Below are 13,633 nucleotides of genomic sequence, written 5' to 3' on the forward strand. Positions count from 1 at the left end.
GTCTGAGAGGTTAAAGGTCGTCCCGCCGTGAATCCTGGGCACAGCCGGAATTTATGACGAGTGGCACGCGGTCGTAATACCAAAATAAAAAAGGGCTTGTCGCACGACGACAAGCCCTTTAAAGTTGCTAGTGGCTAGCAGTTAGTTGTTAGCGGATGGCTTTAAATTTGAAAGTTTTCTCTGCAAACTACAAACTCGGTGCTACAAACTATAACGTAAATGGGGCCTCGCATGACGGAAGAAACCTTCATGCGACAGCCCCTTTTTTTACGGCTGCGGGATATGCTGAGCCAGGTCTTTGGTCATTTCTATGTGTTCAAAGTATTTATGGGTCTTCCACAGGAGCGCACTGAAGGCGCTGAAGGTCAGGCGGAACCGGAAGTGTTTGAAGCTTATAGGGCCTTCAAACATGGGGACGCGGTCCAAGTCGTATGGATCGTCCCAAGGGAAGTCGCGGCCTGTATCTACGGTGAAGGCGTAGCGGTAGCCGGCGCCTCTCGTTTCTTCCATGACCATATCGTTATATTTGCCTTCCGGGAAGGCGATGAAATGACAGGGCTTGCCCGTCATTTTTTCGATGATGTCTTTCGAGTCCTGCAGTTCATGACGGACTCCGGCCCGGTCGAAGCTGGTCAGGGGTTTATGACTGATGGTATGGGACCCAAATTCCATGCCGTCGGCAGCCATTTCCTTGACCTGGTCCCAGGTCAGGTAGCCCGGCGTATCCATGAGGTTGATGATCAGGAATATCGTGCCGCGCATGTTATATTTCTTCAGGATGGGATAGGCTTCTTCGTAATTGTCGACGTAGCCGTCATCAAAGGTGATGAGGACCGGCCGGTCCGGCAAATCGCCTTCGCCGCGCATGTAGGCATCGAATTGTTCCAAGGTAATGGAATGATAGTCGTTGTCGTGCAGATATTTCATCTGTTCGTCAAAATTAGCTGGCTTCATGGTCAGCACGGTATTGAATTTATTATTGACCTGATGATAATTCAGGACCGGGACGCCTGTCAGGTGATAGTTCGTCGACCCGAAATACCAAAAAGCAAAGATACCGATGAGGAGGACCAGGACGGTAAGGATGACGCCGATGATCCACGAGCATATTTTTTTCACCATAAGACTTCCTTTATTTTGTTACGTTTTTCAGGGTCTTGACGAAATGGTTCTCAGTCAGCCATTTTTCATCGCCTTTTTCCAGAGCTTCTTTCAGCTCTTTGATACAGATATTTTCCATATGGATCGTTTCGATGGTCGTCGTCATGTATTTCGTTTCTTCATACATGTAATCATCCAGTTCCTGTTTGACCAGGACATCTTTCAGTTCAAAGAGCAGGTCTTCCGATTCCTGCTGGATAGCCAGCAGTTCCGTCCAATGATTGTATTCTTCTTCAGTCAGGACAAATTCACCGTACATATCCGTCACCAGCTGTTCCTGGGAACAGAGAATCTGTTTGGCATAATCTACTCCCGTAGAGCGGTCATAGACGTGGAGTTCACGGTTTTCTCCATTTACACTAACGCGCATGGCGTACACCTCCGCTTGAGTTTAATCAAAGTACATACATCCTCTATTATACAGGATTTTGAGAAGACGACAAGGTTTTTTTGGTATAAAAAAGGACTTGCCGCGTAATGGCAAGTCCTTTTTGAGTTTTTAGTTTTCAGTTTGTAGTTTTTACAAACTTCATGCTATAAGCTAATTATGCTTCTACAGGGTATACGCTAACTTTGCGGTTGTATTTACCAGCGCGTTCGAAAGCAACTTTGCCTGCAGCCGTTGCGAACAAGGTATCGTCTTTGCCGATGCCTACGTTCGTGCCCGGATGGAAGTGCGTACCACGCTGGCGAACGATGATGTTGCCGGCTTTAACGACGACGCCGTCATGGCATTTTACACCAAGGCGTTTGGATTCGCTATCACGGCCGTTACGCGTGGAGCCTGTCCCTTTTTTATGAGCGAAAAGCTGTAAGTTGAAATTGAACATTCCGTCCACCTCCTGACGTCTATGAGTCGAGTACGACGTATTCTCCATACTGCCGTACAATTTGTTCCAAACCTGCTACCATAGTCCCTAAGATAATCTGCGACGCTTCGCAGGGCTTTGGGACCTGGACGGATAAGAAGCCATCGTTTACTTCATACGGTACGTCTTGCGAAGCGTACTGCATGAGACCCAACAAGGCAGTCTGCGACAAGGCCGAAACGGCAGCACAGACGATATCGCTGCCGGCTTCGTCATAATCGGCATGGCCGCTTATGGTAAAACCCGTATAGCGATGTTTCTTATCGCGATGCATCGTAATGGTAATCATTAGCCTTCAATCTTTTCGATTGCAACTTTCGTGAACGGCTGACGATGACCCTGACGACGACGGTAGTTGGATTTTGCTTTGTATTTGAAAACGAGGACTTTCTTTTCTTTGCCCTGAGCCAATACTTTTGCAGTTACTTTAGCGCCTTCAACAACGGGAGTACCTACTTTAACATCACCGTCGTTAACGACTGCCAATACCTGGTCGAATACTACGTTGGAATCAACATCGGCATTCAGTTTTTCGACGAAAATGCTGTCGCCTTCCTGGACACGATACTGTTTTCCACCTGTTTTGATAATAGCGTACATGAGTGACACCTCCTCATCAATATACTCGCTGAATACGGCGTCCCTTGCGGGAACTTGCGAGCCTCTCCACGCGGCTTATCCATAGCCACTTATGCTACGACTTCCCTAATATATCATAAATAAGGGGCGATGTCAAGTTTTTTAGTGGCTCGTGGTTCGTGGTTCGTAGGGCCTGGCGGCCCCTACGCATCCTTCCGTTGGTCGGCACTTGACGGGCCCCAAAAGGCCGCAGCGAATTCTGTGTATAGCCGGAGACTCGACAGATAGCTCGTTGTCCGTGGTGCATAAAAACCTGCCATTATATCAGCATGGGCTGTGATGAAATCTCCCTAGCGGGCTCGCCACGTGCGAGCCCCTACGCATACGGCCAGGGGCCGTGTATTTTACGAACTGCGTTCATTTCACACAGCCGAGTCCGAAAAAAAGGGCTTGTCGCATGACGACAAGCCCTTTAAAGTTGTTAGTAGCTAGCAGTTAGTGGTTAGCGGATGGCTTTAAATTTGAAGTTTTTCTCTGCAAACTATTTTCTTAGTTCCCGTTATGGTTGAAGTAATCGGCCAAGCCTTTGACGATGCTTTCAGCGAAGTTCTGCTGCTGGGCGTCGGAGTTGAGGGCTTTTTCTTCACTCGGGTTGGAGATGAAGCCCAGTTCCAATAAGGTGGCCGGCATATTGGTGTGCAAGAGGACGTAGAAGTTGGCCGTCTTGACGCCGCGGTCCGGGAAGTTGGTGGCCTTCATGTTCTGAAGGTGGATGTAGTTGGCCAGGCCGTAATCATAAGGTGTCTTGCTGTTGTAGTAAGCGGTGACACCACCTGCCGACGGGGAATCGAAGGAATCGATGTGGATGCAGACGAAGACGTCGGCTTTGGCCGCATTGGCAATGTTGCAGCGGGCCTGCAATTCTTCGACAGCGCCGTCATAAGGCGCATAGACGTCGACGTCGGTCGTGCGGGTCATGATGACATTGGCTCCGGCAGCACTCAATAAGGAAGCGACTTTCTTGGAAATGGCCAAGGTAATGTCTTTTTCCTTGGAATAGGCGCCGACAGCACCGGAGTCTGAACCGCCGTGGCCGGGGTCGATGGCGATGGTCTTGCCCTGGAGGCCCTTGGTCAGGCTGTAAGTCTTGCTGCTGCTATAGGCCGGGACATTGGCAGCCGGCTGTTTGGTGGCCGACGGTTTCCAGCTCTGAGTCGGCTTGGTCGCCCCTTTGATGCCGATATTGGTATCGCCCCAATGGCTCCACTGTTTGAGCTTGCCCGACTTATCGTTGATGTCGATGACGACGCGGCTCGACGCTTTGCTGTTGGTAGCGCCCGGCAAGGTAAAGACTTTGACGTCATTCTTGGTGACGGCCCGGGGAACCTTGATGGTCACGTCCGTACTCGACGAACGGGGCGATAAGGTGACGCGGGAAATGACGTTGCTGTTGGGCTTATAGCTCTTGGCCACGTTCTTGCCTACGCCGGTATTGGGCAAAGTAACGAAAACGTACTCACCGGAGTTGTCGATGTACAGCTTGGGATTGACCTTGCCGTTGACATCGAGGACGGTCCGGACGAAAGGTGTATTGGCATCCGTCCGCGTAGCCGTACGCACATTGGTGATTTCCGGTTTGGAAGCTGCCTGGGCCGATACGAAAGGTATGAGGCACACGAGCAGTAAAAGCGGAAGTATCCATATTTTTTTCAACACGCTTATCTTCTCCTTTGCGATCCTAATCTTTTTCAACTTATTTATTATACAACTAAACCGGCGTAATTGGCAATCGTTTTCTGTAGGAGCGACCACGTGGGGCGCCCGTTCACGCAAATTTGGTTCACCAGTATTTCACATGTACCCGGCGGGCTCGCCACATGCGAGCCCCTACAAAAAACATAATGTAAAGCAAAAGGGACCGCCCATGATGACAGATGCCTTCATGAGACAGTCCCTATAAAACAACTTCTATGAGACAACCTCTCAGACCGCTTTCAGCGGTCAGCTCTCCTATGAGGCGAGCCTTTTAGAACAGGAAGTTGATTTCTACATCGGTGAATTCGTCAGGGTCAGCGGCATTGCCGTGTTTGGTCTGCGTACCAAAGGTCTGGGCTGCCGTGAGGATGACGTTCTTGGCCAAGGTGTAGTCGATGCCGACGCCCCAGGATTTGACGTTGTCCAGGACGCTGTCATCACGCCAGGAGTTGGTCGCACCACCGAGGAGAGCGCCTTTATCGGAGTTGAGGTATTCAACCCAGGCATCCCAAGAGCCACGAGCGTCACTGTCAGCGGAACCGTAAGTCAGTTTGCCGATCCATACTTCCGGATCTTTCGTATTCCCTGCTTCGAGGTAGCTATTGTTGCTGTTGATTTTTTCATAGTTAGCCAAAGCGTTCCATTTGCCGAAGTTGACGCTTGCATAAGCACCCCAGAGGTCATCCGCAGCAAAGCCGTCGCCATACTTTTCGTCACCTTCGCCGCCAGCTACGGTGAAGTCATTATAATAGACGCCGACTGCCGAACCGGCTGCCCGGCCGCCGCCGAAGAAGCCTTCTAATTCGCCATAGCCGGTCTTGACGCCATCCATGTCATCTGTACCAGCGAGGAGGTCGCCGGCTTTGAATTTACCATAGCCAGCCGTAGCTGCGAAGTGGTCGTTCGTGTATTTCAATTCAGCCCGGTCAAAGACGTCACCGTACTGGAAGCCGTAGGCGTTTTCACCGCCCAGGACATACGTATCGGTACGGCCGACGCTGAGGTTCCAGTGGTCGCCGCCGAAGTTGTAGTCGACTTTAGCGTCATCGGTGAAGATGTTTTTGTTGTCGCTCGCTGCGCCATTATCGGCGAAGCTGATGTCATCCGTGCTGATGCCGTATGTTACGGTCGTGCGGTCGTTGACTTTGGCGTTGGCGCGGACGCGGACGCGGTAATCCCAAGAAGCATCATTCTTATAGCCAGCTCCGTCGTTGCCGTTCGATTCACCGGAACTCTGGTGCTGGAAGCGGACGCGGGCATCGCCGCTGAGCTTGACGTTGCCTACGCGGTTTTCCAGGGCGCTGACGCGGACGCCGAGGTTGTTCAGTTCGTCAGCGTATTCGTCAGCCAGTTTGTTGATGAGGGCACGCTGTTCGACGGACGCCTTGTCCATGTGAGCCATGGCTTTGGCAACCATTTCAGCGGCTTCATAACGGGTGATGTTGCGGTTGCCCTGGAAATACTGTCCATCGACACCCTGAATGATGCCGGCGTCAGCCAGTTCGACGACGGATTTGTAAGCCCAGCTGTCAGACGGTACGTCGACAAAGGGATTGGCAGCAAAGGCGCAGGCAGCGCCGACAGCCATCATAGCGGCTAAGGAGGTAACGATTTTCTTTTTCATCAATATGACCTTCTTTCTCTGTGTATAAGCCTGTGACAGGGAAATCATAAAGGCCTCCCCTATCCGCTGCGGTCGAGTGTACCTAGTTTCCTCTCGCATCATATAAGGATTCCGCCTATATGGTTCCCTTTGTCACATGGCTTGTTCCAATAAGTACGTAGTTATTATACATTTTATGATATTAGTTGTCAATATCGTGTTTGGAAGTAAAAAAAGAGGCTGTCGCATTAAGACAGCCTCTCCGGCCCTTTGGGCCACCTCCCCTAACAAGGGAGGCTATTCTTCTGTCGGGGGTTTGTACTTCGGCGACATGGGGTTGGTCTGGGGCGTGAGGTTCTTCATGCGGCCCAGCTGGTCGCTCTTGTCGGAGAAGTAGGTGTGCAAGGTAAATTCGGCCATTTCTGACAGCGGTTCATCGAGGAAAGCTTCGTAGAGTGTTTCGATTTCCGGGTTCTGCCAGCTGGCTTTGATATCGGTTTCTTCATCGCTCTTATAAATCGATGCCGTGCGGGCTTCCTGGACTTTCTTGACCTGCGGCAGCTTGACTTTCGGCTGACCGCCGCCGCCGATGCAGCCACCGGGGCAGGCCATGACTTCGATGAAGGAGTAGTCTTCAAAGGCGTCATTCTTAATGAGGTCGTCGATGAAGGCGCGGGCGTTGCCCAGGCCGCTGATGGCAGCGACGTGAAGGACGAAGTGGCCGAAGATGACCGTCGCTTTCTTGACGCCCTGGAGACCGCGGACCGGTTCGAAGGGGATGAAGTCCTTCGGGGCCGGACGGCCTGTGAACATGTGGTATGCCGTGCGGATAGCCGCTTCCATGACACCGCCGGAGTTGCCGAAGATACGGCCGCCGCCGGAGGCTTCGCCAAAAGCCTTGTCGAACTTGCTATCTTCGAGGCTGGCAAAGTCGATGTTTTCGTCCTGGATCCACTGGGCCAGTTCCCGCGTCGTGATGCAGATATCGGTATCGCGGATTTCCGGTTCATCCCAGAAGAGGCCGGAAGCGCTCAGTTCAGGACGGCGGATTTCGGCTTTCTTCGCCGTGCACGGCGTAACGCAGACGTTGACGATTTTCTTGGGGTCGATGTTCTTCTGCTGGGCGAAATAGGTCTTGATGACCGGGCTGAGGATACTGATGGGGCTCTTCGTCGAAGACAGATGCTGGAGCAGGTCCGGATAGAAGGTTTCCGCAAATTCGACCCATGCCGGGCAGCAGCTGGTGAACTGCGGAATAGGGATTTCTTCCGATTGCAGGCGGTGCAGGAGTTCCGTCGCTTCTTCCATGATGGTCAGGTCGGCACCGAAATCGGTATCGAAGACATAGTCCGCACCGAGTGTACGCAGGGCTGCGACCATCTTTCCTTCGACGAACGTACCGGGGTCCATGCCGAAGGCTTCGCCTAAGCCGACGCGGACAGCCGGAGCCGTCTGGAAGATGACGATCTTTTCAGGGTCTTTCAGGGCCGCCTTGACTTTGTCCACATCGTTGACTTCGACGATGGCACCAAAGGGGCAGGCAGACGAACACTGGCCGCAATGTACGCAGATGGGCATGTCCCCTGTACTGGACAGGGAGTAGTAGTCCAACACAGTCTGTGTGTCGGCACAGGCCCGGCGACATAAGGTGCAGTTCTTACACTTCGTTACGTCAAATTGAACGGCACAGTTGTGTTCATCAATGGGAACACGACGGTCAATTTTTTCAAAACGGGAATGAAATTCAGGCATATGCAGATACTCCTTTTCGGTCAGAAATTCAGTAAGTGTAACTAACAGTAACTATGTAACATTTTATCACAAACTTCATTACCTATAGGATAATACAAAGTGCCATAGATTTCCATTACTTTTGTGTAATTCATCTACCCTTTTTACCATATATTCTATGCTTTTTTGTAATATATAGGTAAATTTGTCATCGCCTATGCCTTTAAGTCCTCTAATTCACACCATCTTTCTGTCAGCGCATCGACTTTCTCCTGGGTTTCCTTCTGTTCCGACAGCAGCGACTCCACTTCTTCATAATTGCTCCCCGCCGCGGCAATGGCCGCATTGAGGCCCTTGAGCATGGCTTCGTAGCGCGGCAGTTCTTCCGTGATGCGCCGCAGTTCTTCTTCCTGCCGCGACGTCAGGCCGGCTTTTGTTTTGGCTGGCGTAATATTCGTTTTAGTAATAGAAGGTGCAGTGGCCTTTTCACCTTTCTTTTCCTGGTGATGGCTGTATTTTTCCTCCAAGTATTCGCTATAGTCACCATAAAAGCGGTCCCAGGTCCCCTTTTCTAATGTGAAAAGTTTATCAACCACCCGGTCCAGGAAGTAGCGGTCATGCGATACGACGAGGACCACGCCCTGGAAGGTGTCGAGGTAGCGTTCGAGGACGGTCAGCGTCGGGATGTCCAGGTCGTTCGTCGGTTCGTCCAGGAGGAGGACGTTGGGCTGGTCCATGAGCAGGCGCAGCAGGTACAGGCGCCGCCGTTCGCCGCCGCTCAGCTTGGCGATGTAGGTGTACTGCATCTCTTCGGTGAACAGGAACTGGTCCAACAGGCGCGTCGCCGAGATGCGCTGGCCGAACTGATTGGTCACGAAATGGCCGTGTTCCTGGACGTAATCGATGACCCGCATGCCTTCGTCGAACTGGGGCAGCTGCTGAGTGAAGAAGCCGAAGCGCACGGTCTGGCCGATGGTGACCGTCCCGGCTGTCGGCGCCAGCTGGCCTGCCAAGACTTTGAGCAGTGTCGACTTGCCGACGCCGTTCTCACCGATGATGCCGATGCGGTCATGCTTGACGACGTGATACGTCACGTGCTGGAACAGCGGGCGGGCCGGGTCGTAGCCAAAGGCCATGTCGTCGATGTCGATGATAGTCTTGCCCAGGCGGACAGACGTATCGAACATTTCCACTTCGCCAATGGGTTTGCCCGCTTCGATGGCGCAGAGCTGTTCATACCGTTCCTTACGGGCCTTCTGCTTGGTCGACCGGGCCTGGGCGCCGCGCTGGATCCAGGCTTTTTCCCGGCGGATGAGGTTGCGCCGTTTGGCTTCGCTCGCTTCTTCCCGTTCCAGCCGGGCCTGGCGCTGTTCCAGGTACTGGCCGTAATTGCCGACGTAGGTATAGACGTGGCCCCGGTCGAGTTCGATCATGGAATCGGCGACGCAGTCCAGGAAGTAGCGGTCATGCGTGCTGAGGAGGATGGCCGCCTTGCTGTCGCGCAGGTATTCTTCCAGCCACAGGATGGTCTTGTCGTCGAGATGGTTCGTCGGTTCGTCCATGATCAGCAGGTCGCAGGGCATGATCAGGGCCCGGGCCAGGCCCAGGCGTTTGCGCTGGCCGCCGGATAATTCGTCGACGGACTGGGAAAAGTTGGAAATGCCCAATTTACTGAGAATGATCTTGGCATGGGCTTCCAGTTCCCACGCCTGCTGTTCGTCCATTTCGGCGCTGAGGGCGACGACAGCCGCATCATCATCGCGCTGGACCGCTTCTTCGTAGCGCTGGAGGAGCTTCATGACCGGCAGGTCGCCGTCGAGGACGCTTTCCAGGACCGTATGGCCCGCGACGAACTGCGGTTCCTGCGGCAGGTAATGGATGCGCGCCTTGGGATTGCGCCAGATGTCGCCGCTGTCCGTGTCGGTCAGGCCGGCAATGATTTTCAAGAGTGTCGTCTTCCCGGCACCGTTGAGGCCGATGAGGCCCAGTTTCTGACCGCCGTCGATGGCAAAGGTCACGTCGTCGAAGAGGACCCGCAGGCCGTAAGATTTCTTTACATGTTCTACTGTCAATATATTCATTATATGCTCTTCACTTTCTCTGTAGATTTGTCTTTACCGTATCACACATCACATCAAACGTCAAACATCAAACCCTAAGAGCAACCCCTCCGGCCCTCTGGGCCACCTCCCCTATTAAGGGAGGCTTTCCCCTTGCCAACAGCCCCCACGGGTGTACAATATAAAGAATAGATAAAACACAAAAGGATGTGACGGATCGTGAAAGAAGTCAAAGAAAAGAAAAAGCCGATTTTATTCTACTATATCGTCGCTTTGGCTGTCATTTTCATATTCAACGCCATTGCCCGGCCGTACTACGACTCGCAGAGCGTGAAACAGGTCGACTACGGGACGTTCATGAACATGACCGAAGACGAACAGATTGCCGACGTCCAGATTGAAGAAAACCAGATTCTCTTCAAGGACAAAGACGGCAAGGAATACCGCACGGGCGTCGTCAACGACCCGCAGCTGACGGAACGACTGCACAAGGCCAAGGTCTCCTTCAACGAAGTCATTAAGGAAAAGGATTCGCCCTTTACGGACTTCCTCATCGCCTGGATCCTGCCGATCCTGATTTTCTTCGGCATCGGCCACTATTTCAACCGCAGGCTCATGAACCGCGGCGGCGGCAATTCGCTCATGTTCGGCGCCAAGAACCAGGTCAAGGTCTACGTCCCGTCGGCTAACGGCATCCATTTCGATGACGTCGCCGGTGAAGATGAAGCCAAGGAAAACCTGTCGGAAATTGTCGATTTTCTCCACCATCCCGATAAATACGCCAAAATCGGGGCCAAGATGCCCAAAGGCGTCCTCCTCGTCGGCCCGCCGGGCACCGGCAAGACCATGCTGGCCAAAGCCGTCGCTGGCGAAGCCGGTGTACCCTTCTTCCCCATTGCCGGTTCGGAATTCGTGGAAATGTTCGTCGGCATGGGGGCTTCCAAGGTCCGCGACCTCTTCCAGCAGGCCAAACAGAAAGCGCCGTGCATCATCTTCATCGATGAAATCGACGCTATCGGTCAGAAGCGTACAGGCAATGCCATGGGCAACAGCGAACGGGAACAGACGCTGAACCAGCTGCTGACGGAAATGGACGGCTTCAACGCCGACGACAACGTCGTCATCCTGGCAGCGACGAACCGGCCGGAATCGCTGGACCCGGCCCTGCTGCGGCCAGGCCGTTTCGACCGCCGCGTCCCTGTCGAACTGCCGGACCTGGCAGGCCGTGAAGCCATCCTCCAGGCCCATGCCAAGAAAGTCGTCCTCGGCGACGACGTCGATTTCCACACCATCGCCCGCATGGCTGCCGGAGCTTCCGGGGCCGAACTGGCCAATATCGTCAACGAAGCGGCTCTGCGCGCTGTCCGCGACCACCGCGATGCCGTCAGCCAGGCTGACCTGGAAGAAAGCATTGAAGTCGTCATCGCCGGCTATCAGAAGAAGAACGCCATCTTGTCGGACGATGAAAAGAGGACCGTCGCTTACCACGAAATCGGCCATGCGCTGGTCGCTGCCCTCCAGACCCATTCGGCACCGGTCCAAAAAATCACCATCATCCCCCGCACGTCAGGCGCCCTGGGCTACACCATGCAAGTCGACCAGCAGGATAAATACATCCTGTCCCGGGAAGAACTGGAAAATAAGATTGCCACCCTCACCGGCGGCCGGGCTGCCGAAGAAGTCGTCTTTAACCAAGTCACGACAGGCGCTTCGAACGACATCGAACAGGCGACCAAGCTGGCCCGGGCCATGATCACCCGCTACGGCATGACGGACGAATTCGATATGGTCGCCATGGAAACGGTCACCAATAAATACCTCGGCGGCGATACGTCCCTGGCCTGCGCGCCGGAAACGCAGAAATACATCGACGCCAAAGTCGTCTCCGTCGTCAAGGAACAACACGCCAAGGCCAAGAAAATCCTGGAAGACCATCGCCCGGCCCTGGATGCCCTGGCCAAGTACCTCTACGAAAAAGAAACGATTACGGGCAAAGAATTTATGGATATCCTGAAAGCGCAGGCCGCAGATCGTGGCTAGTGGCTCGTGGCTCGTGATTCGTGGTTTGTGAAAGCCTCCCTTGATAGGCCCTTTTTGGCCCGTCAGGCGTTGACCGCGGGGAAACGCAGGACGGCTGCCAAAACGGAGAGCCGGGCTGGAGGTGGCCCGACGGGCCGGAGAGGTTGGCGGCTGACACTTCACTATATACAAGGTTAGGTAAATGTGCTAAAATTAGTTGTTATGTTGGTAAAAATTCTATAGAGTTAAGGGGTTATCATGGCAAACAAGTTTATCTCCGGCACATTGATCCTGACCTTGTCAGGCTTTGTCGTCAAAGCCATTGGCAGTATCAACTGGATCATCTTGTCCCGTATTCTCGGCGGTGAAGGCATCGGCATCTACCAGATGGCCTTCCCGATTTACCTGCTGGCACTCGATATTTCCAGTGCCGGCCTGCCGATCGCAATTTCCATCATCACAGCTGAAAAAGTAGCGAAACAGGACTATTTCGGCGCCCAGCGCATTTTCCACGTGTCCCTGTCCATGCTGTGTACGACGGCGCTCTTTTTGAGCATCCTCATGTTCTTCGGCTCCAGCTTCCTCATCGATGAACACATCATCCGCGAAAGCCGGGCCTATTATTCACTCATCGCCCTGGCACCGGCCATCTTCTTCACGACGATCATCGCCGGTTACCGCGGCTACTTGCAGGGCTGGCAGCAGATGACGCCGACGGCGATTTCCCAGATCGTCGAACAGCTGGTCCGCGTCGTCGTCATGCTCGGCTTCGCCGCCCTCCTCCTGCCGTACGGCCTCGATTATGCTGCCGGCGGTGCCAGTCTCGGTGCCGGCGCCGGCGGGTTTGCGGCCTGGCTGGTCCTGGTCTATTACTACTATAAACTGAAGCGGTCCCTCCCCGTCGGCGGGCCGACGTTCGAACAGGAAAGCATCAAACACATCTTGAAGCGCCTGGTCATCCTGGCCATCCCCATTTCCCTGTCGAGCATCATGCTCCCCGTCGTATCCAACCTGGACCTGCTCATCGTCCCGCGGCGGCTGGAAGTGGCTGGTTATTCGACCCATCAGGCCACGGAACTGTTCGGCTACTTAACGGGCATGTCCGTACCGCTCATCAACTTGGCCACTATCCTGACGGCGGCCATGGCCATGAGCCTGGTACCGGCCATCAGCCACAGCTTCACCTTGAAGGAATACGATGAAATCCGCGAACGGACGGCGACGTCCATGCGCATTTCCTTCCTGGTCACCATTCCGTTCAGCGTCATCCTCTACGTCATGGCCGAACCGATCGTCACCTTCATCTACAATGCACCGGCCGCGACGGAAGCGACGCGGGCTGTGGCCATCGCCATCTGCTTCTTAGGCTTGCATCAGATTTCGACGGCCATCCTTCAGGGCCTGAAGAAGCCGAAGATCCCGGTCATCAACATGGCTGTCGCCTGTGTCGCCAAGGTCCTGTGCAACTGGTTCCTGGTCGCCATCCCGACCTTGGGCATCACCGGGGCTTCCTATGCGACGGTGGCCGACATCGGCGTCGCCGCCGTCCTCAACATGTTCTTCATTTACCGTAAAATCGGCTACGTCATCGACGTCAAAGTCGTCTTGAAAAACATCGTCTCCGCCGCCATCATGGGCGTCGCCATGTATTTCATGTACGCTTTCCTCTTCCCCTACCTGGGACTCTTCCTGGACCTCTTCCTGACCTGCATCGTCGGGTCGGCCATCTACATCGGCTGCATGGTCCTCAACGGAGGCGTCACCAAAGAAGACGCTGCCAAAATGCCCCTTATCGGACGATTTTTCTAGAAAAAAAGCGCTGTCTTTACGACAGCGCTTTTTTTAGTGGTTCGTGA

Annotated in this window: 11 protein-coding genes; 2 read left to right on the plus strand and 9 right to left on the minus strand. The window is 53.8% G+C overall.

Annotated elements, in window-relative coordinates; genetic code table 11:
- Window positions 1-267: 267 nt before the first annotated feature.
- The 9 genes from C6362_RS00140 to C6362_RS00180 form a co-directional block, all read right to left on the minus strand.
- A complete protein-coding gene (locus tag C6362_RS00140) occupies window positions 268-1,122 on the minus strand; it encodes a polysaccharide deacetylase family protein (protein WP_014016439.1) in 855 nt (284 codons plus the stop codon).
- A gap of 10 nt (window positions 1,123-1,132) precedes the next feature.
- Window positions 1,133-1,531, minus strand: a complete 399-nt coding sequence (locus tag C6362_RS00145) for a hypothetical protein (protein ID WP_014016438.1) — start codon at window positions 1,529-1,531, stop codon at window positions 1,133-1,135.
- A 175-nt stretch (window positions 1,532-1,706) separates the two neighbouring features.
- Window positions 1,707-1,991: a 50S ribosomal protein L27 gene (gene rpmA / locus C6362_RS00150; protein WP_014016437.1), complete on the minus strand. Its 285-nt coding sequence runs from the start codon at window positions 1,989-1,991 to the stop codon at window positions 1,707-1,709.
- A gap of 19 nt (window positions 1,992-2,010) precedes the next feature.
- The gene (locus C6362_RS00155) at window positions 2,011-2,319 is read right to left on the minus strand and encodes a ribosomal-processing cysteine protease Prp (RefSeq protein WP_014016436.1); all 309 of its coding nucleotides are present in this window, start codon (window positions 2,317-2,319) and stop codon (window positions 2,011-2,013) included.
- A complete protein-coding gene (gene rplU, locus C6362_RS00160) occupies window positions 2,319-2,630 on the minus strand; it encodes a 50S ribosomal protein L21 (protein WP_014016435.1) in 312 nt (103 codons plus the stop codon). The genes C6362_RS00155 and rplU overlap by 1 nt, the downstream gene beginning before the upstream one ends.
- A 528-nt stretch (window positions 2,631-3,158) precedes the next feature.
- Window positions 3,159-4,325, minus strand: coding sequence for an N-acetylmuramoyl-L-alanine amidase family protein (locus C6362_RS00165; protein WP_014016434.1), 1,167 nt, complete (start codon window positions 4,323-4,325; stop codon window positions 3,159-3,161).
- Window positions 4,326-4,635: 310 nt separating this feature from the next.
- A complete protein-coding gene (locus C6362_RS00170) occupies window positions 4,636-5,988 on the minus strand; it encodes an S-layer homology domain-containing protein (RefSeq protein WP_041647529.1) in 1,353 nt (450 codons plus the stop codon).
- Between the two features lie 276 nt (window positions 5,989-6,264).
- On the minus strand, window positions 6,265-7,719 hold the full coding sequence (locus C6362_RS00175) for a [FeFe] hydrogenase, group A (RefSeq protein WP_014016432.1): 1,455 nt from the start codon (window positions 7,717-7,719) through the stop codon (window positions 6,265-6,267).
- Between the two features lie 194 nt (window positions 7,720-7,913).
- Window positions 7,914-9,779, minus strand: coding sequence for an ABC-F family ATP-binding cassette domain-containing protein (locus tag C6362_RS00180; RefSeq protein WP_014016431.1), 1,866 nt, complete (start codon window positions 9,777-9,779; stop codon window positions 7,914-7,916).
- A gap of 198 nt (window positions 9,780-9,977) precedes the next feature.
- Between C6362_RS00180 and ftsH the strand changes: the two genes are divergently transcribed.
- Window positions 9,978-11,798, plus strand: coding sequence for an ATP-dependent zinc metalloprotease FtsH (gene ftsH / locus C6362_RS00185; protein ID WP_014016430.1), 1,821 nt, complete (start codon window positions 9,978-9,980; stop codon window positions 11,796-11,798).
- A gap of 237 nt (window positions 11,799-12,035) precedes the next feature.
- Complete coding sequence (locus tag C6362_RS00190) at window positions 12,036-13,586, plus strand: putative polysaccharide biosynthesis protein (protein WP_014016429.1); 1,551 nt, start codon at window positions 12,036-12,038, stop codon at window positions 13,584-13,586.
- Window positions 13,587-13,633 lie beyond the last annotated feature (47 nt).

The organism is Megasphaera elsdenii DSM 20460 (genome assembly GCF_003010495.1).
Lineage (GTDB): Bacteria > Bacillota > Negativicutes > Veillonellales > Megasphaeraceae > Megasphaera > Megasphaera elsdenii.